Genomic DNA, 16,525 nt, shown 5'->3' with positions numbered 1-16,525 from the left:
CGCCGGCGGTCACGTCAGATCGCAACCGGCCAGTGACCCGTCGTAGCCCCTGAAGAACGCCGCGATCCGCTGCTCGGCAGTGCCGTGCGACCCCTCCTCGAACCATGGCTGGTCCGGGTCGTCCGCGACCGCCTCCAGCCCCAACTGGAACTCGTCCAGGTCCCCGTCGTCGAGTCGCAACGTGCCCTCGCGCACCGAGTCGCCGAGGTACGCACCGGCCAGGCAGTCAGCGGCAAGCTCACGTTCGATGCTGAACGCGTACTCCAGCTCCAGCCGAACCTGGATGCCATGCGCGTACTCGTGCCCGATCAGGTAGAACAGGAAGGAGTCGCCGACTGCCTGGAACACGTCGTATGCCCAGTTCGCGTCGTAGGCGATGAACTCGGTGTCGCCGGCCAGGCAGTAGACCGCATTGTTGCGCGGGATCAGCTGGTCGCCGCAGCCCAACTCGCCGTCCCGGTAGTAGGCGACCGCCTGCCCGATGGGCCGAAACGACGTACCGGTCCCGGCGAACCGCTGTTCCCAGTACCGGTCGGCGAGAGTCTCGGCACCGGCGATGTCCTGCTCGAACTCCTCCACCGTGTCCGTACCTTCCAGCAGTTCCTCGCCGTCGGGACCGGTGGCCACGCCGCCGGGCACGGCAGGCTGGTTCCGTTCCCCTTGCTGCCCCTCGGGCAGCGGGGACACCGCGCAGGCGGCTGCCGCGACGAGGGCCGCGCACAGCGCCACCAGCCGGGTCCGGCTCCAGACTCGCTCGCCGGGCTGATCCATTCTCCGGTCCTCCTCACGCCACGGTCGGACAGCGACACGGATGCGCGGCCCGCCTGTGGTCCATGCTCCCCCAGTTCCACAACACGTACCAAGACGGCCGGTGGATCACCCGCCAGGCGGCGGTGCCGGCGCGGCCATCCGGCCGAGTCGGCAGCCGGCACGTAGGCTGGCGGGGTGAGGCACGACAAGTATCCCGCCAGCAGGTGTCGCCAACCCATCCAGCCAGCCGGGGATGTCCCACGGCGCCCGCTCGTCGAGGAGGCGTGGTGACCGAGTTCGACGGGCTTCCGATCCTCCGGTCCCCGGTGGCGATCGCGGCGTTCGAAGGTTGGAACGACGCCGCGGACGCGTCGACCGCGGCGGTCGAACACCTGGAGGATGTCTGGCAGGCGCGTGAGGTCGCGGCGCTCGACCCGGAGGACTTCTACGACTTCCAGGTCAGCCGGCCCACCATCGCGATGTCCGACGGCGAGACCCGCCGTGTCCAATGGCCGACCACCAAGTTCATGGTTGCCAGCCCGGAGGGCACCGACCGCGACGTCGTGCTGATCCGGGGCATCGAACCCAGCATGCGGTGGCGAACCTTCTGCGAACAGGTGCTGGAGTTGTGCCACAGCCTGGAGGTCAACCGGGTGGTACTGCTGGGTGCGCTGCTGGCCGACGTTCCGTACACCCGGCCGCTGCCGATCAGTGGCACCGCGTCCGACAAGGAGGCTGCCGAGCGCCTCGCGCTCATTCCGACCCGCTACGACGGACCGACCGGGATCGTCGGGGTGCTGCAGGACGCCTGCGGCCACGCGGAGGTCGACGCGGTGTCCTTCTGGGTGCACGTCCCGCACTACGCCAACAACCCGCCATGTCCAAAGGCGACACTGGCACTGCTGCACCGCGTGGAGGATGTACTCGATCTGCCCGTCCCGATGGCCGATCTGGCCGAGGAGGCCGCCAAGTGGGAGGCCCGGGTGCGGACCACCGCCGAGCAGGACGCCGAGCTCGGTGAGTACGTACGTGAGCTGGAGGAACGCGTCGGCGACGCCGGAATTCAGCCACTGACCGGCGACGAGATCGCCCAGGAGTTTGAAAAATACCTACGCCGACGGGGTGGATCGGCGGGACCGACGGCCGGCTCCTGGTGACTGACCGAACGGTCAGCCGAACGGTTCTATCGGCTAACTGACAGCTCGATAGGCCGGACGGTTGTTTACCGGAAAATGTCCGGATGCTAACCCCCACCCCTCTTATGCGTCTGGTGACCGGTTTCTGGAGCTTCAAAACGCTCGCCGCCGCTGTCGAGCTTGACCTGTTCACCAGCCTGGCCGGCGGACGCACCATCACGGTCGACGAGCTGTGCGACCGGTACGGCCTGGCCGAACGACCGGCGGACACACTACTGGCCGCCTGTGCCTCACTCGGGCTGCTCGAGAAGGGGCCAGGAGGGAAGGGCTACCGCAACTCCCCCGTCGCCGAGGAGTTCCTCGTGGCGGGCCGCCCGTACTACTTTGGCGGGCAGGTCCGGTACTGCGACGAGCGGACCTATCTGCCATGGCACCGCATCGGTGAGGCGCTGCGCAACGATCGGCCGCTGACCTGGGAGCCGGGCGATCAAGACTCGATATTCGCCAACGTCGACCCGCAGATGCTCGGCCTCTTCTGGGAGGCGATGTACGCGACGTCGCTCTTCACGGCCCGCGCGCTCGGCGAAGCCTACGACTTCGGCGCCCACCAGCGGCTGCTCGACGTGGGCGGGGGTTCCGGGGCGTACCCGATCGAACTCTGCCGACGCTTCCCGCACCTGCGGGCGACCGTCTACGACCTGCCGCACGTCGTGCCGATCGCTGCCGAGAAGGCCGCCAGCGCTGGCCTGAGCGACCGGATAGACACCATCGCGGGTGACTTCTTCACCGACGAAACGCTGCCGCTGGGACACGACGTGCTGCTGCTCAGCATGATCCTGCACGACTGGAACGAGCCGACCAACCGGCGGATACTCGCCCGCTGCCACGAGGCGCTGCCGCCCGGCGGGTCAGTCGTGATCTCGGAACTGCTGCTGAACCCGGACCGCACCGGGCCGCCAGAGGCGGCACTGATGGGGATGAACATGCTGGTGGAGACCGTAGGCGGACGAAACTACTCGGAGACCGAGTACGCCGACTGGCTGGCGGACACGGGTTTCGGCTCGATCCGTACGGTTACTTTCGACGCCCCCGGGGCGAACGGGGCGCTGATCGCGCGCAAGAGGTGAGCGGGCGATCCTGACGACACAGCGGTCGGCCGGTCACCTCTTGCGGGTTTCGATTCGGCTGGCCCTGTTCTTGGTCGGCACGCCGGCTGGACACACCCGCTAGCGCGTCCTAGGATGCTAGGTGTTTGCCATTGAGGAGATGTCATGCAGCACGTGAATCCAGGTGCGGCCGAGGTTCCGCACCGTCAGATCGCAGATCAGTTGCGGGAGCGAATCCGGCGAGGCGACTGGGCACCGGGTGAGCGGTTGCCTGCCATCCCCGCCCTCGCCGACATGTACGGGGTGGCGAAGCAGACCGTACAACGCACCGTCGACCAGCTCCGTGTCGAAGGCCTGCTCATCACCAAGCCCGGATCGGGGACGTTCGTCCGCGGCACCCGGCGCCGACTCAACCGGCTGGCCCGGGGCAGGTACGGACGCCACCGGGGCTACCACGCCGATCTGGCCGCGCGGTACCGACAGCAGCTGACCGAGGTCGGCCGGGCACCGGCGCCGCCGGAGGTCGCCGACGCCTTCGGAGTGCCCGACGGGACCGAGCTGGTAGTGCGCCGCCATCTGGTACGCACGGATGACTCTCCGGTGGAGGTCGGCGCCTCCTGGCTCCGAGTCGCCGATGCCGCCGGCACCAGCCTGGAACGAGCCGAGCCCTTCGGCCGGCCGCTGTACCAGGAGGTCGAAGAGGTGACCGACCGCCGCTACACCTGGGCACGCGACGTACTCAGCGCCCGCCAGCCGAGCCGGGAGGAGGCGCAGACCCTGCGGATCCGTCCGGACACCCCGGTGCTGCACCTGCTGCACGTGGCGTACGACGCCGACCGGCGTCCGATAGAGGTCGCCCAGGCGACCTGGCCCGGCCCGGTCACCACCCTCACCGAGGAGTATCAAATCCCGGCACCCGTGCCGGATGCGGACCCAGATCCAGGGCTGGTGCTGGGCTGACCGGCCAGTTCTCGCACTTTACTTTGTTTTGCATCCGAACTATTGACACCCGATATCGATTTGTGTGAATCTCAGAACCGGGACCGTCGCGAGGGTCGCGCGGCAGGCGCCGGGACCCGGGCAACCGGCGACCGTTTCCAGCGGAACACCTCTGTCCCAGGTCGCCGCTACCCACCGTCGAGTCGACCGGAGCAAACATGTCTTCCCACCCGACCGCCGTCTGGCCACCCGCCCGGCGGGCGCTCACGATCGCGGCGGCCGCCACGCTGCTGCTGACCACCGCCCTCGCCGACATCGCGACCGCTCACGGCTCGTCGATCGACCCTCCGTCACGCAACTACGGCTGCTACGAACGCTGGGCGAACGACTTCCAGAACCCACGGATGGCGACCGAGGACCCGATGTGCTGGCAGGCCTGGCAGGCCGACTCCACCGCGATGTGGAACTGGAACAGCCTCTACATCGACGGCGTCAACGGTCAGCACCAGGCGCACATCCCCGATGGACAGCTGTGCAGCGCCGGAAACACCGGCGGCACCCGCTACGCCTCGCTCGACGTGCCCGGTGACTGGCGGGCGGTCGACGTCGACAACAACTTCACCGCCACCTACCACGACCAAGCGTTGCACGGTGCGGACTACCACCTGGTCTACGTCACCCGACAAGGGTTCGACCCACTCACCCAGCGGCTGCGCTGGAGCGATCTGGAGCTGGTCCGGACCACCGGCGGCGCGGCCCCCGGCGCGGGTACCCGGACCAACAACCCCAATCTCAACGGGGTCTCGGTCGACATCCCGGTGAGCGCGCCGGGTCGTACCGGCCGGCACATCGTCTACCTGATCTGGAAGGCCAGCCACGCCGACCAGACCTACTACTTCTGCAGCGACGTGAACTTCGGTGGGACGGGAGCCACGCCGCCACCGACCACACCCGCGCCAGCACCCACGACCCCGGGACCGGCACCGACCACACCCGCGCCCACGACTCCCGCCCCCGGCACGCCAGCTCCGGGACAAGGAAGCTGCGCCGCCGCCTTCTCGGTCGTCGCTACCTGGCAGGGCGGTTTCCAGGCCGAGGTCCGGGTGAGCGCTGGATCGACAGCGATCAGCGGCTGGACTGTCAGTTGGACCAATCCCGGCGGGCAGCAGGTGACCCAGGCGTGGAACGCCACCATCACCAGCAGCGCCTCGACCGTCGCCGCCCGCAACGTCGGCTACAACGGCAGCCTCAGCGCCGGGGCGAGCACCACCTTCGGCCTACTTGGATCTGCCAGTGGTACCCCGGCTGCCCAGTCACTGAGCTGCGCCGCCACCTGAGGTGACACCCGAGCAGGCCTGCTCCGCGGAGGTCCGGGACCATCCGCAGGGCAGGTCGTCGACTCAATCGCGGACCCGGACTCCGAGCAACGCGTCGCAGACGTCTGCCATCAGGCTTGGCGCGTGCGGGTCCGGAGCGACCCCGGCGAGAGCCTGGTCGGCCCATTCGTCGATCGCCGCGAGCGCACCGGGCGTATCCAGGTCGTCGGCGAGTCGTCCGCGCACCGCCGCGAGCAGGTCGGCACCGCCCGGGCCGCCGGCGGCCCGGGCGGCCGAGCGCCACCGGTGCAGGCGCTGCTGGCCGGTCTTCAGAGTGTCGTCGGTCCACTGCCGGTCGGACCGGTAGTGGCCGGCGATCAGCGCCAGGCGCAGGGCCATCGGCGCGACCCCGTCGCCCCGCATCCGGGAGACGAACACCAGGTTGCCGCGCGACTTGGACATCTTCTCGCCGTTGAGTCCGATCATGCCGGCGTGTACGTAGTGCGCGGCGAAGGGTGCCTGCCCGGTCAGCACCTCGGCGTGGGCCGCGGAGCACTCGTGGTGCGGGAAGATGAGGTCGTTGCCGCCACCCTGGAGATCGATCTGATCGCCCAGCAGTCCCAGGGCGATGACCGCGCACTCGATGTGCCAGCCCGGCCGGCCCGGGCCGAGCGGGCCGCCCTCCCAGGCCGGCTCGCCATCGCGGGCTCCCCGCCACAACAGCGGGTCGAGGGCGTCCCGCTTGCCAGGCCGGCGCGGGTCGCCGCCGCGCTCGGCGGCGAAGGCGAGCATCTGGTCGCGGGACAGGTTGGATTCGGAACCGAAACCTGATGCCGAGGATACATCGAAGTAGATGTCGCCAGTGCCGTCGGTCAAGCGGTACGCCGCACCGCTGTCGATCAAGGTACGGATCTGCTCGGCGATGGCCGGGATCGACTCGACCGCACCGACGTAGTGGTCCGGCGGGATGATCCGCAGGGCTTCCATGTCCTCCCGGAACAGCGCCGTCTCACGCATCGCGAGGACCACCCAGTCCTCGCCGTCACGGGTGGCCCGCTCCAGCAGGGGGTCGTCGACGTCAGTGACGTTCTGGACATACTTCACCTGATGCCCGGAGTCACGCCACATCCGCTGCACCAGGTCAAACGTGATCATGGTCGCCGCATGACCGAGGTGGGTGGCGTCGTACGGGGTGATCCCGCAGACGTACATCGTCGCCGGGCTCGCCGGGCGGGTGGGCGCCACGGCCTGCCGGGCGGAATCGAACAGCGCCAGTGGCGTGCCGGTGCCGGGCAGCCGGGGCACCTCATGGCCGGTCCAGGAATCCATAGCGCCACCCTATCCACCAGTGACAGGCCCGGTGGCTGCCGAGCGGATCACATCGGCGGCCACGGGATGGCGCTGCGGTCGTCCGGCGGCGGCGGGAAGTGACCGGCGTCGAGCAGCCGCTCGGCACGGTGGTCCAGAGCGGCGACCTCGGCCACCGTCAGCAGGTCGGCCAACTCGTCACGCAGCCGCCCGGCCAGCGCCGAACGCAGCCGGGTCAGGGCCGGGCCGACCTGCTCTGGCAACGGCCGACCCGCCCACCCCCACAGCACGGTCCGCAGCTTCTCGTCGACGTGGAAGCACAGCCCGTGGTCGACGCCGTACGCCTGCCCGTCAGGACCGGTGAGGATGTGTCCGCCTTTGCGATCGGCGTTGTTGACGAGCGCGTCGAACACCGCCATTCGGGCGAGCCGGGAGTCGTCGGCATGTCCCAGGGCGTAAGCATTCCCGGCGGGATCCCGCGCGGCGGCGATCGGCAGCCAGTCGGCCGGCACCTGCTCGGCCGGCACGAAGCCCACCAGGGCACTCGACTCGGCCGGTTCCTCGATCCACAACTGGCAGGCGCCGGGACCGAACGGACCGTCCCGCAGAATCGTCGGCGGCACCAGCGGCCAGTCGAGTGCCCGCGCCACCAGGTACGCGGCGACCTCCCGGCCGGCCAGGGTACCGTCCGGGAAGTCCCATAGTGGACGCTCGCCACGGATCGGTTTGTAGACGCACCGGGCCGTCATGCCATCGGCGCTGAGGGTCGCGCGCAGCGTCGTGTTGGAGGCGTCGATCAACTGCCCTTCCAACTCCACCGAGCCGGCATGCAGCAGACGCAGCACGTCGGGCGCCTGCGACACCGTCGATCGCTCACCGGACTCCATCGGACTCAGCGGTGATAGCCGTTGTGTCGGGGACACAGGTGGCCGCGCGGGTCCAACGGCTGGCCGCAGAGCGGACATGGTGGACGGCCGGCGGCGACCACCCGACGCGCCCGGTCGATGAAGCCCCGGGCCGCGGCCGGCGTCAGCCGTACCCGCAGCCGGTCCAGGCCGGCGTCGACCTCGTCATCGTCCTCGTCGCCCTCGTCGAGCAGGCCCGCGACGGTGTCGTCGTCACTGTCCGCGTCCGAGTCCTGCTCGCCGGCGGCGATCGCCTCGATCACCACGGTGGCCGTGTCGACGTCGAAGGCGAGGCCGAGCGTTCCGACCCGGAACTCCTCGTCGACCGGCGTCTCCAACGGTTCGTTGTCCGACTGGCTGGTCGGGGCCTCGGGCACGTCGACACCGAACCGGCGCTGCGCCTCGGCGAGCAACTCCTCGAGCTTCTCAGCCAGCAGCGACACCTGGACCTTTTCCAGGGCCACACTGACCACGCGGCCGCCGCCCCGGGCCTGAAGGAAGAACATGCGGTCCCCCGGCGGCCCCACGGTCCCCGCGACGAACCGCTCCGGCGGCTCGAAGGCATGTACCTGGTGGGTCATGCCTTCGACCCTATCGGGCCCTCGGGTCGATCCGGTAACGCACCAACCCGATTGCGCCGCCGGGCCCGCGTCATCGCCGGTCCCCGTCGGTGGCGCTGCCCGCGCCGCCACCGACGGCGGCGTCGGAGTCCGGCAACTGACCGCGCCGGCCCGACCGGCCGTGCGGCGACGGGACCAGCCCGGCCAGGTCGGTGCCGGTGTCGTTGAGTCGCAGTAGGAACGGTCGCGTCTGGGTGTAGCGGATCAGGGTCAGTGACGCCGGATCGGCCACGATCCGCTGGAACAGGTCCAGGTGCAGGCCGAGGGCGTCAGCGACGATGGCCTTGATCACATCGCCGTGGGTACACGCCAGCCAGACCGCCTCCGGCCCCCGCTCGGCCTCGACCACCGCGTCCCAGCGGCGGACCGCCGCCACCGCCCGCGAGGACACCGCCGACAAGGCCTCGCCGCCGGGGAACACCGCCGCACTCGGATGTTCCTGAACGACCCGCCACAGCGGCTGCTTGGCCAGAGCCGACAACGCCTGGCCCTCCCATTGGCCGTAGCCGCACTCGATCAGGCCATCCTCCAGAGCCGGCGTCACCTCCGGCAGGGCCAAACCGAGGGTCTGCCGGCAGCGGACCAACGGACTGCTGACCACCTGCGCCCATGGCACCGCAGCCAGCCGGGCACCGACCGAGCGGGCCTGGGCCTGGCCGGTCTCGTCCAACTCAACCGGCTGCCGTCCGGCCAGGCCACCCTCGGCATTGGCCGTCGTACGGCCGTGTCGCAGAAGCACCAACGTCGCCACCGGGCCAGCCTACGGCGGCTGCGCCCCGCACCGCACCGGTGGCTCCGCTCAGGTCGCCGAGATGGTGCCGGTGAGCAGCAGCGCCATCACGAGCGTGCCCAGCGCCACCCGATAGAGCACGAACGCGTACAAGGTGTGGTGCGCGACATAGCGCAGCAGCCAGGCGATCGCGGCGTACCCGACGGCGAACGCGATGACGGTAGCCACCACCATCTGGGCGATCGTCGGTGCCCGGCCTTCCGGGTTGAACACGTCGGGCAGGCTGAACACCCCGGACATCACCACCGCCGGGATAGCCAGCAGGAAGGAGAACCGGGCGGCGGCCTCCCGGGTGAGGTTCAGGAACAGGCCGGCGGTCAACGTGCCACCGGAGCGGGACACCCCCGGGATGAGCGCCATCGCCTGAGCGAAGCCCATCACCACGCCGTCGCGCATGGTGAGACGCTCCAGCGTCCGGGTCTGCCGACCCCAGTACTCCGCGAACGCGAGGAACAGGGCGAACACGATCAGCACGGTGGCGGTTATCCACAGGTTCCGCAGGCCGCTACGGATCTGATCCTTGAACAGGAAACCGATCAGGCCGATCGGGATCGACCCGACGATGACGTACCAGCCCATCCGGTAGTCGGGGTCGCCGCGCACCGACGAGTCCCAGATACCCACGACCCAGATCTTCGCGATCCGCCAGATGTCCTTGGCGAAGTAGAGCAGCACCGCCGCCTCGGTCCCCAGCTGGGTGACGGCGGTGAACGAGGCCCCGGCGTCGGCGTCGAAGAACAACGCCGAGGTGATCCGCAGATGTGCCGACGAACTGACCGGCAGGAACTCGGTGAGCCCCTGCACCACGCCCAGCACGATGATCTCGATCCAGCTCATCACCGCCCCACCCCGGCCGCTTCCAACGCCTGCGCCACCGTCCGCAGCGTCGCCACCCGAGCCTGCGTGTCACCGTCGAACAGACTGACCGACAGGGTCGTCGCCCCGGCCGCGGCGTACTCGGCCATCCGCCGCGCGATCCGCTCGGGCGGCCCCAACAACGACGTACGGTCGATGAACTCGACCGGCACGGCCGCCGCGGCCTCCCGCATCCGCCCGGCCAGGAAGTGATCCTGTACCTCGTCGGCAGCTGTACCGAATCCCATCCGGGTGGCCAGTTGATGGTAGAAGTTCTGGGTCCGGCTGCCCATCCCGCCCAGGTAGAGCGACGCGTAGCCGCGCACCTGGTCCGCGCAGGCAGCGACGTCCGCACCGACCACCACCGGGACGGTCGGCACCACGTCGAAGCCGACGAGTTCCCGCCCGGCCCGGGCACGGCCGGCGGCGATCCTGGCCAACTGCTCTGCGGCGGTCTCCGGGCAGTAGAAGATGGCCAGCCAGCCGTCGGCGATCTCGCCGGCCAGTTCCAGGTTGCGCGGGCCGACCGCGGCCAGGTAGATCGGGACCTGCGCCCGCGGCGGCCGGAAGTTGAGCTTCAGCGCCTTGCCTGGTCCGTCGGGCAGCGGCAGCGGGTAGTGCGTTCCGGCGTACTCCACCCGCTGGCGGCCGATCGCGGCACGGACGATGTCGACGTACTCGCGGGTCCGGGCCAGCGGCTGGCCGAACCGTACGCCGTGCCAGCCCTCGGAAACCTGCGGACCGGACACACCGAGGCCCAGCCGGAACCGACCACCGGACAGCGTGTCGATGGTCGCCGCGGTCATCGCGGTCGCCGCCGGGGTCCGTGCCGGAATCTGCATCACCGCCGCGCCGACGTCGATTCGTTCGGTCTGGCCGGCGAGCCAGGCCAGCACGCTCGGGGAGTCGGATCCGTACGCCTCGGCTGCCCAGACGACCGCGTACCCGAGCCGATCGGCTTCCCTGGCCAGCGCGAGGTGGTCCGCTGGTGAACTGGTCGACGTAAGGTAACCAAGGCTGAGTCCGAGTCGCACGCCCAGTCATCCCCCATCCCCCGGTCACGGGGTATCCACGGCACCCGCCTGGCATCAGCCGGGTGGCAAGCCGCACCAGGGTACGCAATCGTCCACCGCCGTTGAACGACCGGCTGGGACGACTCGCCGACCGGGCACCATCCGGGCAGGCCGACGAGGCGGTCGAGAGTGAGGATATCGGTACCGGCAGGTTCTGAATAAGGTGCACCTATGCAGCAGCGACCGCTCGGCCGCAGCGGGCTGGCGGTTTCCCGGCTCGCGCTCGGTACCATGACCTGGGGCCGGGACACCGACGCCGACGACGCCGCGGCACAGTTGAAGAGTTACCTCGACGCGGGTGGCAACCTCATCGACACCGCCGACGTCTACGGCGACGGTGACGCCGAGACGGTCATCGGTTCACTACTGGACAGCATGGTGCCACGTGAAGACCTGGTGATCGCCACCAAGGCCGGGTTACGGCCGGGTGGACACCGGCGGCGCGACACCTCCCGCTGGCATCTGCTGCGCACCCTCGACGCCTCGTTGCGCCGGCTCGGCACCGAGTACGTGGATCTGTGGCAGGTACATGGCTACGACCCGCAGACGCCGCTGGAGGAGACCCTCAGCGCGCTCGACCACGCGGTGAGCAGCGGCCGGGTGCGCTACGTCGGCGTGTCGAACTTCAGCGGCTGGCAGACCGCCCAGGCGACGGCGTGGCAGGCGGCGATGCCCGGACGTGCCGCGGTGGTCGCGGTCCAGGTGGAGTACTCGCTGCTCCAGCGCGGCGTGGAGCGGGAGGTGCTGCCCGCCTGCGCGGAGCTCGGACTCGGGGTGCTGGCGTGGTCCCCGCTGGGCAGGGGGGTGCTGACCGGCAAGTACCGGCACGGCCGCCCGGTCGACTCCCGGGCCGCCTCGGCCCACCTGGAACGGTTCGTCGCCGGCTATCTGGAGCCCCGGTGCTCCAGCATCGTGGAGGCGGTGTCGACCGCGGCCGCCGGGCTCGGCGTGGCCCCGCTGGAGGTGGCGCTGGCCTGGGTACGCGACCGGCCCGGGGTGACCGCGCCGGTCCTGGGCGCGCGGACCGCGGGGCAGTTGATGGGTGCGCTCCAAGTCGAACGCATGAACCTGCCGGTCGAGATCGCCCGGGCGCTCGACGACGTCTCCGCGCCGCCGGTCGGCTATCCGGAACGTGACGGGTGACGGGACCGCCCGGCAGGATGGGTGCCATGGACTACGAGTACGCGCCACTGCGGTTGCCGCCGAACGTCGACCGGTTGACCGCCGCCGCGCAGTTGGCCATCCAGGCCGAATTCTCCGGCTGGGAACTGGCTCGGGTGCGGCTGTTTCGCGACGGGACGCGCCAGGTGATGCTTCGGCGCAAGGTGGCGAAACAGCCGCAACCCGGGCTGTCCGTGTGACGCGGGACACGCCGGCCGGGTTCCGGCCGGATCAGCGCGGCGGTTGCGCGTCCGAGGTCTCACTGTCGTCGAGTTCGTCCGGCAGGTAGGCGTGTTCGTCGAGGCGTCCGACGATCTCGTCACCGGGTGCCGAGCGGAACGGCCCGTCGACGTCGCCGTCGTCGAAGGCGTCCGGGTCCAGCGCGGTGCCGACCTCGTGCACCATGACGACCCCGTCGAGGGGGTCCAGCTCGGGGATGTCCAGGGCCCCGAGTGCTCCGTCCCCGGCCTGCAGCAGCTCCAGCACCGCTTCGCCCACTCCGTTGACCGGATCCGGTTCCTCCGCCGCGGGCGTGCTCTGCCGGCGGGCGGCCTCGGCGATGCGGATCAACGCGGCCACCGACGGCACCCGGTAGTCGCGCCGCTGTCGCACCGAGACCACCTGCGGGTACGGGTCGTCCGGTTCGGTGCCGTCGACTCCGCCGGCGCCGACACCGAACCGTTCGTCGGCCTCCTGCGGGTCGATCGACTCGACGTCCCAGGGGGTGACTTCACCGAACGCGTCCAGGAGCAGTTCGTCGTAGGCGTACGAGGCGTTGTTCAGGGTCACGTACGCCTGCCAGACGGCATCGTCGTCGATCCGGCCCTGCGCGGCCTTGACCGTGGCCAGATGTGCTCGGGCCGCGTGGAACACCTCTTCCAACGCGGCGTCGAGTGCGGCGTGCTGGTCGGTCACGGATGTGGTTCCCTTCACAGTCGATGGGGGCCGGCGCCGCCAGCGGTCCGGCCGCAGGCGTGACGCCGGGCGGGCGGGCCGAAGGGCCGGCCGGCCGGCGGGGTACCGGTGGTCAGCTCTGTCTCAGGAAGCGGTCGAGCACGTGCACGCCGAACTGTAGTCCCTCGACCGGGACCCGCTCGTCGATGCCATGGAACAGTGCGGAGAAATTCAACTCGGCCGGCAGCCGCAACGGAGCGAACCCGAAACAGCGGATGCCGATTTGCCGGAACGCCTTGGCGTCGGTGCCGCCGGAGAGCATGTACGGCACCACCCGGGCACCGGGGTCGACGTGGCGCAGCGCGGCGGCCATCGCGTCGACCAGCGCGCCGTCGAAGGTGGTCTCGATGGCTGGCTGCCGCTCCACGTGCTCGATCTCCACATCCGGGCCGACCAGTTCCCGCAGCTCGGCCAGGAACGGCGCCTCCTGGCCGGGTAGCACCCGGCAGTCGATCGTGGCGCTGGCCCGACCGGGGATGACGTTTTCCTTGTAGCCGGCCTGCAGCCGGGTCGGGTTGGCGGTGTTGCGGATCGTGGCACCGATGATGTTCGCGATCGGCCCGAGTTTGGCGATCGTCAGTTCCGGATCGGCCGGGTCGAACCCGATGCCGAGCAGATCGGAGACCTCTGCCAGGAAATCGCGCACGGTCGGGGTCACCACGATCGGGAACTGGTGGCGGCCGACCCGGGCTACCGCCTCGCACAGGGCGGTGACCGCGTTGTCGTCGTGCACCATCGAGCCGTGCCCGGGTCGGCCGCGGGTGTGCAGGCGCAGCCAGTTGATCCCCTTTTCTGCCGTCTCGATCAGGTACAGCCGCAGGTCGTCACTGACCGTGTAGGAGAATCCGCCGACCTCGCCGATCGCCTCCGTGCAGCCGTCGAACAGGTCACGGTGCTGCTGCACCAGGTAGTGCGCCCCGTACCGGCCGCCGGCCTCCTCGTCGGCGGTGAAGGCCAGCACGATGTCGCGGGGCGGACGCACCCCGGTCCGCTGCCAGTCACGCACGACGGCGAGCACCATGGCGTCGAAGTCCTTCATGTCGATCGCGCCCCGGCCCCACAGGTACCCGTCACGCAGTTCGCCAGCGAACGGCGGTACCGACCATTCGGCCGGGTCGGCCGGGACCACGTCGAGGTGCCCGTGGACCAGCAGCGCTCCCCGGCCCGGGTCCGTCCCGGCGATGCGCGCCACGAGGCTCGCTCTGCCCGGGGCGGACTCGACGATCGTGCTGGGCACCCCGACCTCGGCGAGCTGGCCCGCGACGTACTCGGCGGCGAGGCGTTCACCGGCGCTGGTGAGCGGATCCCCGGTGTTGGTGGTGTCGATGCGCAGCAGATCACGGCAGATCCGCACGACCTCGTCGGTGGGTGCCGGCGACGCGGGGAGTGAACTCATGCGCTTCTTCTTACCAGTCCGCCCGTCATCGACCCAGTCCCGCCGCCATCTCCACGGTCCGGCACGTGTTTGGCACGGGTCGGTGGTTGGGTATCGCTGCCGGCGGTACGGCGGATTCGCGTACGCGGACCGGGTGCGTGGGCTCCCGAACAGGCATGAGGAGGCAGCCGTGTCGGTGGGACTCCCCCCGATCCCGTCGCTGGGCGAAGAGGATCCGAACCACGACCCGGGCGGTACCGACCTGGTCAGCCTGCTACTCGACGAGCACCGGGCGATCGACCGACTCCGTACCGCCGTCGCCGGTGAGGCCGATCCGGCGCGGCGCCGGGCGATGTCCGACGTTCTGGTGGCGATGATCTCCAGACATCTGTCCGCGGAGGAGCAGTACCTCTACCCCGCGGTGCGGGCCGCGCTGCCCGAGGGCGCGGACCTGGCTCGGGCGGGCATCCGTACCGACCGGCAGCTGCACGCCGCCCTGGCCGGATCACCCGCCGACGCTGCCGGCGGTACGCCCGAGATGCCTGCCGCGTGGCACCGGCACCGGCAGTTCACTGAGAGCGAGCTGCTGCCCCGGTTGCGAACCGCCGCGACGGCCGAGGAGCTGATCCGCCTCGGCAACCGGGCGGCGATCGCCGAGGAGGCCGCGCCCACCCGCCCGCATCCACGCGCTCCGGAGCAGCCGCCGTGGAACCGGGTCGCGGCGCCGGCGCTCGGGCTGGTGGACAAGGTCCGAGACCTGGTCACCGGCCGGACCACCTACCCGCAGGACCTGTCTCCGTCGCCCGGTGAGCAACGTCGGGATTCCTCGGGCGGAGATCGTTGACCCGCGACGGTACGACCCGCCGGCGACGGACCCGAGCGCGGAGCTGGCCGGGCCGCCGAATCACTGAAAGTGATTGACTCAGGTCGTTACGTTGATCTTCGCGTCCGTTCGGAGATGTTTCACATTGATGTCCGGGAACGTTTCCCGCTTCGAAGGTCTTCCCGTCGATCCCGTTCTGGTCCTACCGTCACGTTATGAACCTGGAGCTGCGGCACCTGCGGGTGGTCTGCGCCATCGCCGAAACCGGCAGCGTGACCAAGGCTGCCTCCATGTTGGGCCTCGCCCAACCGGCACTCACCGCACAACTGCAGCGGATCGAGCGAACGCTCGGCGGTCCGCTGTTCGAACGCGACCGACGCGGCGCGCGACCCACCGCACTGGGTGAACTGGTTCTGGCCCGCGCCCGAGTACTGCTGCCGGCGATGAAAGGGCTCCAGGACGAGGCCGCTCGGCTGGCGGGCACCGGCAGCATGATAAGTCGCTTCCGACTAGGTGGGGTGAACAGCCCGATCCTCGGCGGGCTGGTGCACCGGCTGGCGGCCGACCAGCCGCAGGCACAGATCAGCACCTACGCGTCGTGGTACGTCGACGAACTGGCCCAGATGGTGCTCGGCGGCCGGCTGGACTATGCATTGACCGGGGTATGCGGCGACTCCACCCCGTCCGGGGAGTTCGGCCTGGCCTGGCGACCGGTCGCCGTCGACGCGATCTTCGTGCTGTTGCCGGAATCCCATCCGATGGCACAGCACAGCCAGATCGAGTTGGGGATGCTGGCGGAGGAGCAATGGGTCGCCGCGCCCGGCGACGGCTGCTTCGGCGACTGCTTCGCCGCCGCCTGCGCGCGGTCCGGCTTCACGCCACGCAAGATGTACGAGACCGATATCCGAGGCTGCGTGGACCTGGTCGAGTCGGGTGAGGCGATCGCGCTGTGTCAGGCGACGTTCCGGCCGATCAGCGGTCTGGTGACCCGGCCGTTGGCCGATGCGCCGCTGCGCTGGCGGCTACTGCTGGGCTGGCACCCGGACGCCACCGCTGCCGCGCTCGCCGACCGGGTGCTCGCCCACGCGACCGCGGCGTACAACGACTCGCTGACCCGCAACCCCCAGTATCTCGGCTGGCTCGCCGACAATCCCGGGTTCGGTGCGCAGAGTCTGACCGCCACGCCGGCGACACCCGGGGGACCTGCCGCCGCTGTCACGATATGAGTCAGTTGATATCTGCCTGCTGACATAGATCGCCCTTAAATTGACAGCACTCGGCGTTGCGCCGAAGGGCCGACACCCGGAGCCTGACGGCGCTCCATGAACAGCGGCCATCCGGCATCCGGGGTGTCCATCTCGGTAGCGCGCCGCCGAGGTGTCCGTGCCTACGGCTCAGGGCCACCAGGTGATCC

The 16,525-nt window shown here is 70.1% G+C and carries 17 protein-coding genes; 8 read left to right on the top strand and 9 right to left on the bottom strand.

The window, feature by feature from the left end; translation table 11 throughout:
- Nucleotides 1-9: 9 nt before the first annotated feature.
- The gene (locus ACFHVL_RS07005) at nt 10-771 is read right to left on the bottom strand and encodes a neutral zinc metallopeptidase (RefSeq protein WP_416626330.1); all 762 of its coding nucleotides are present in this window, start codon (nt 769-771) and stop codon (nt 10-12) included.
- A 266-nt stretch (nt 772-1,037) separates the two neighbouring features.
- Here ACFHVL_RS07005 and ACFHVL_RS07000 point away from each other — a divergent pair, with 266 nt between their 5' ends.
- The 4 genes from ACFHVL_RS07000 (at nt 1,038) to ACFHVL_RS06985 (ending at nt 5,268) form a co-directional block, all read left to right on the top strand.
- Entirely contained in the window at nt 1,038-1,907 is an 870-nt protein-coding gene (locus ACFHVL_RS07000; RefSeq protein ID WP_416626329.1) for a PAC2 family protein, read from the top strand.
- An 83-nt stretch (nt 1,908-1,990) separates the two neighbouring features.
- The gene (locus ACFHVL_RS06995; RefSeq protein WP_416626328.1) at nt 1,991-3,013 is read left to right on the top strand and encodes a methyltransferase; all 1,023 of its coding nucleotides are present in this window, start codon (nt 1,991-1,993) and stop codon (nt 3,011-3,013) included.
- A 144-nt stretch (nt 3,014-3,157) separates the two neighbouring features.
- Nucleotides 3,158-3,952 (top strand): GntR family transcriptional regulator, encoded by a 795-nt coding sequence (locus ACFHVL_RS06990; RefSeq protein WP_416626326.1) that lies wholly within the window; start codon nt 3,158-3,160, stop codon nt 3,950-3,952.
- A 197-nt stretch (nt 3,953-4,149) separates the two neighbouring features.
- A complete protein-coding gene (locus tag ACFHVL_RS06985) occupies nt 4,150-5,268 on the top strand; it encodes a lytic polysaccharide monooxygenase auxiliary activity family 9 protein (protein WP_416626324.1) in 1,119 nt (372 codons plus the stop codon).
- Between the two features lie 63 nt (nt 5,269-5,331).
- On the opposite strand, the gene mshC is transcribed toward ACFHVL_RS06985, so the two are convergent.
- The 6 genes from mshC to ACFHVL_RS06955 all read right to left on the bottom strand — a co-directional run bounded on the left by mshC (nt 5,332) and on the right by ACFHVL_RS06955 (nt 10,759).
- Nucleotides 5,332-6,576 (bottom strand): cysteine--1-D-myo-inosityl 2-amino-2-deoxy-alpha-D-glucopyranoside ligase, encoded by a 1,245-nt coding sequence (gene mshC / locus ACFHVL_RS06980; RefSeq protein ID WP_416626323.1) that lies wholly within the window; start codon nt 6,574-6,576, stop codon nt 5,332-5,334.
- 47 nt (nt 6,577-6,623) lie between these two features.
- Nucleotides 6,624-7,442: an SCO1664 family protein gene (locus ACFHVL_RS06975; protein WP_416626322.1), complete on the bottom strand. Its 819-nt coding sequence runs from the start codon at nt 7,440-7,442 to the stop codon at nt 6,624-6,626.
- 5 nt (nt 7,443-7,447) lie between these two features.
- A complete protein-coding gene (locus tag ACFHVL_RS06970; protein WP_416626321.1) occupies nt 7,448-8,041 on the bottom strand; it encodes a DUF3090 domain-containing protein in 594 nt (197 codons plus the stop codon).
- A 70-nt stretch (nt 8,042-8,111) separates the two neighbouring features.
- Nucleotides 8,112-8,831: an MSMEG_4193 family putative phosphomutase gene (locus ACFHVL_RS06965; protein ID WP_416626320.1), complete on the bottom strand. Its 720-nt coding sequence runs from the start codon at nt 8,829-8,831 to the stop codon at nt 8,112-8,114.
- 48 nt (nt 8,832-8,879) lie between these two features.
- The gene (locus ACFHVL_RS06960) at nt 8,880-9,707 is read right to left on the bottom strand and encodes an undecaprenyl-diphosphate phosphatase (protein ID WP_416626319.1); all 828 of its coding nucleotides are present in this window, start codon (nt 9,705-9,707) and stop codon (nt 8,880-8,882) included.
- Entirely contained in the window at nt 9,707-10,759 is a 1,053-nt protein-coding gene (locus ACFHVL_RS06955; protein WP_416626317.1) for an LLM class F420-dependent oxidoreductase, read from the bottom strand. The genes ACFHVL_RS06960 and ACFHVL_RS06955 overlap by 1 nt, the downstream gene beginning before the upstream one ends.
- Before the next feature lie 210 nt (nt 10,760-10,969).
- On the opposite strand from ACFHVL_RS06955, the gene ACFHVL_RS06950 reads away from it, so the two are divergent.
- Both ACFHVL_RS06950 and ACFHVL_RS06945 read left to right on the top strand, forming a co-directional pair.
- Nucleotides 10,970-11,941 carry an aldo/keto reductase gene (locus tag ACFHVL_RS06950; RefSeq protein WP_416626315.1) on the top strand — a complete coding sequence of 324 codons (972 nt, stop codon included), beginning with the start codon at nt 10,970-10,972 and terminating at the stop codon, nt 11,939-11,941.
- A gap of 26 nt (nt 11,942-11,967) precedes the next feature.
- Nucleotides 11,968-12,159, top strand: a complete 192-nt coding sequence (locus tag ACFHVL_RS06945) for a DUF5703 family protein (RefSeq protein ID WP_326553718.1) — start codon at nt 11,968-11,970, stop codon at nt 12,157-12,159.
- Nucleotides 12,160-12,190: 31 nt separating this feature from the next.
- On the opposite strand, the gene ACFHVL_RS06940 is transcribed toward ACFHVL_RS06945, so the two are convergent.
- Both ACFHVL_RS06940 and ACFHVL_RS06935 read right to left on the bottom strand, forming a co-directional pair.
- Nucleotides 12,191-12,874 (bottom strand): hypothetical protein, encoded by a 684-nt coding sequence (locus ACFHVL_RS06940; protein WP_416626313.1) that lies wholly within the window; start codon nt 12,872-12,874, stop codon nt 12,191-12,193.
- Nucleotides 12,875-12,986: 112 nt separating this feature from the next.
- Entirely contained in the window at nt 12,987-14,309 is a 1,323-nt protein-coding gene (locus ACFHVL_RS06935; RefSeq protein ID WP_416626312.1) for a M20/M25/M40 family metallo-hydrolase, read from the bottom strand.
- A 169-nt stretch (nt 14,310-14,478) separates the two neighbouring features.
- Here ACFHVL_RS06935 and ACFHVL_RS06930 point away from each other — a divergent pair, with 169 nt between their 5' ends.
- Nucleotides 14,479-15,132, top strand: a complete 654-nt coding sequence (locus ACFHVL_RS06930; RefSeq protein WP_416626311.1) for a hemerythrin domain-containing protein — start codon at nt 14,479-14,481, stop codon at nt 15,130-15,132.
- Nucleotides 15,133-15,326: 194 nt separating this feature from the next.
- On the top strand, nt 15,327-16,337 hold the full coding sequence (locus ACFHVL_RS06925; RefSeq protein WP_416626310.1) for a LysR family transcriptional regulator: 1,011 nt from the start codon (nt 15,327-15,329) through the stop codon (nt 16,335-16,337).
- Nucleotides 16,338-16,525: the final 188 nt, after the last annotated feature.

Source organism: Micromonospora sp. LOL_023 (assembly GCF_048060115.1).
Classification (GTDB): domain Bacteria; phylum Actinomycetota; class Actinomycetes; order Mycobacteriales; family Micromonosporaceae; genus Micromonospora_E.
The sequence above is the reverse complement of the archived record's forward strand: the minus strand, read 5'-3'. Positions and strand labels throughout refer to the sequence as shown.

What these genes read in the sequence shown, in the direction of transcription:
- ACFHVL_RS07005 (WP_416626330.1), bottom strand. Translation starts at nt 771, where the DNA reads ATGGATCAGCCCGGCGAGCGAGTCTGGAGCCGGACCCGGCTGGTGGCG.
- ACFHVL_RS06995 (WP_416626328.1), top strand. Translation starts at nt 1,991, where the DNA reads ATGCTAACCCCCACCCCTCTTATGCGTCTGGTGACCGGTTTCTGGAGC.
- ACFHVL_RS06990 (WP_416626326.1), top strand. Translation starts at nt 3,158, where the DNA reads ATGCAGCACGTGAATCCAGGTGCGGCCGAGGTTCCGCACCGTCAGATC.
- ACFHVL_RS06985 (WP_416626324.1), top strand. Translation starts at nt 4,150, where the DNA reads ATGTCTTCCCACCCGACCGCCGTCTGGCCACCCGCCCGGCGGGCGCTC.
- mshC (WP_416626323.1), bottom strand. Translation starts at nt 6,576, where the DNA reads ATGGATTCCTGGACCGGCCATGAGGTGCCCCGGCTGCCCGGCACCGGC.
- ACFHVL_RS06975 (WP_416626322.1), bottom strand. Translation starts at nt 7,442, where the DNA reads ATGGAGTCCGGTGAGCGATCGACGGTGTCGCAGGCGCCCGACGTGCTG.
- ACFHVL_RS06970 (WP_416626321.1), bottom strand. Translation starts at nt 8,041, where the DNA reads ATGACCCACCAGGTACATGCCTTCGAGCCGCCGGAGCGGTTCGTCGCG.
- ACFHVL_RS06960 (WP_416626319.1), bottom strand. Translation starts at nt 9,707, where the DNA reads ATGAGCTGGATCGAGATCATCGTGCTGGGCGTGGTGCAGGGGCTCACC.
- ACFHVL_RS06950 (WP_416626315.1), top strand. Translation starts at nt 10,970, where the DNA reads ATGCAGCAGCGACCGCTCGGCCGCAGCGGGCTGGCGGTTTCCCGGCTC.
- ACFHVL_RS06945 (WP_326553718.1), top strand. Translation starts at nt 11,968, where the DNA reads ATGGACTACGAGTACGCGCCACTGCGGTTGCCGCCGAACGTCGACCGG.
- ACFHVL_RS06935 (WP_416626312.1), bottom strand. Translation starts at nt 14,309, where the DNA reads ATGAGTTCACTCCCCGCGTCGCCGGCACCCACCGACGAGGTCGTGCGG.
- ACFHVL_RS06925 (WP_416626310.1), top strand. Translation starts at nt 15,327, where the DNA reads ATGAACCTGGAGCTGCGGCACCTGCGGGTGGTCTGCGCCATCGCCGAA.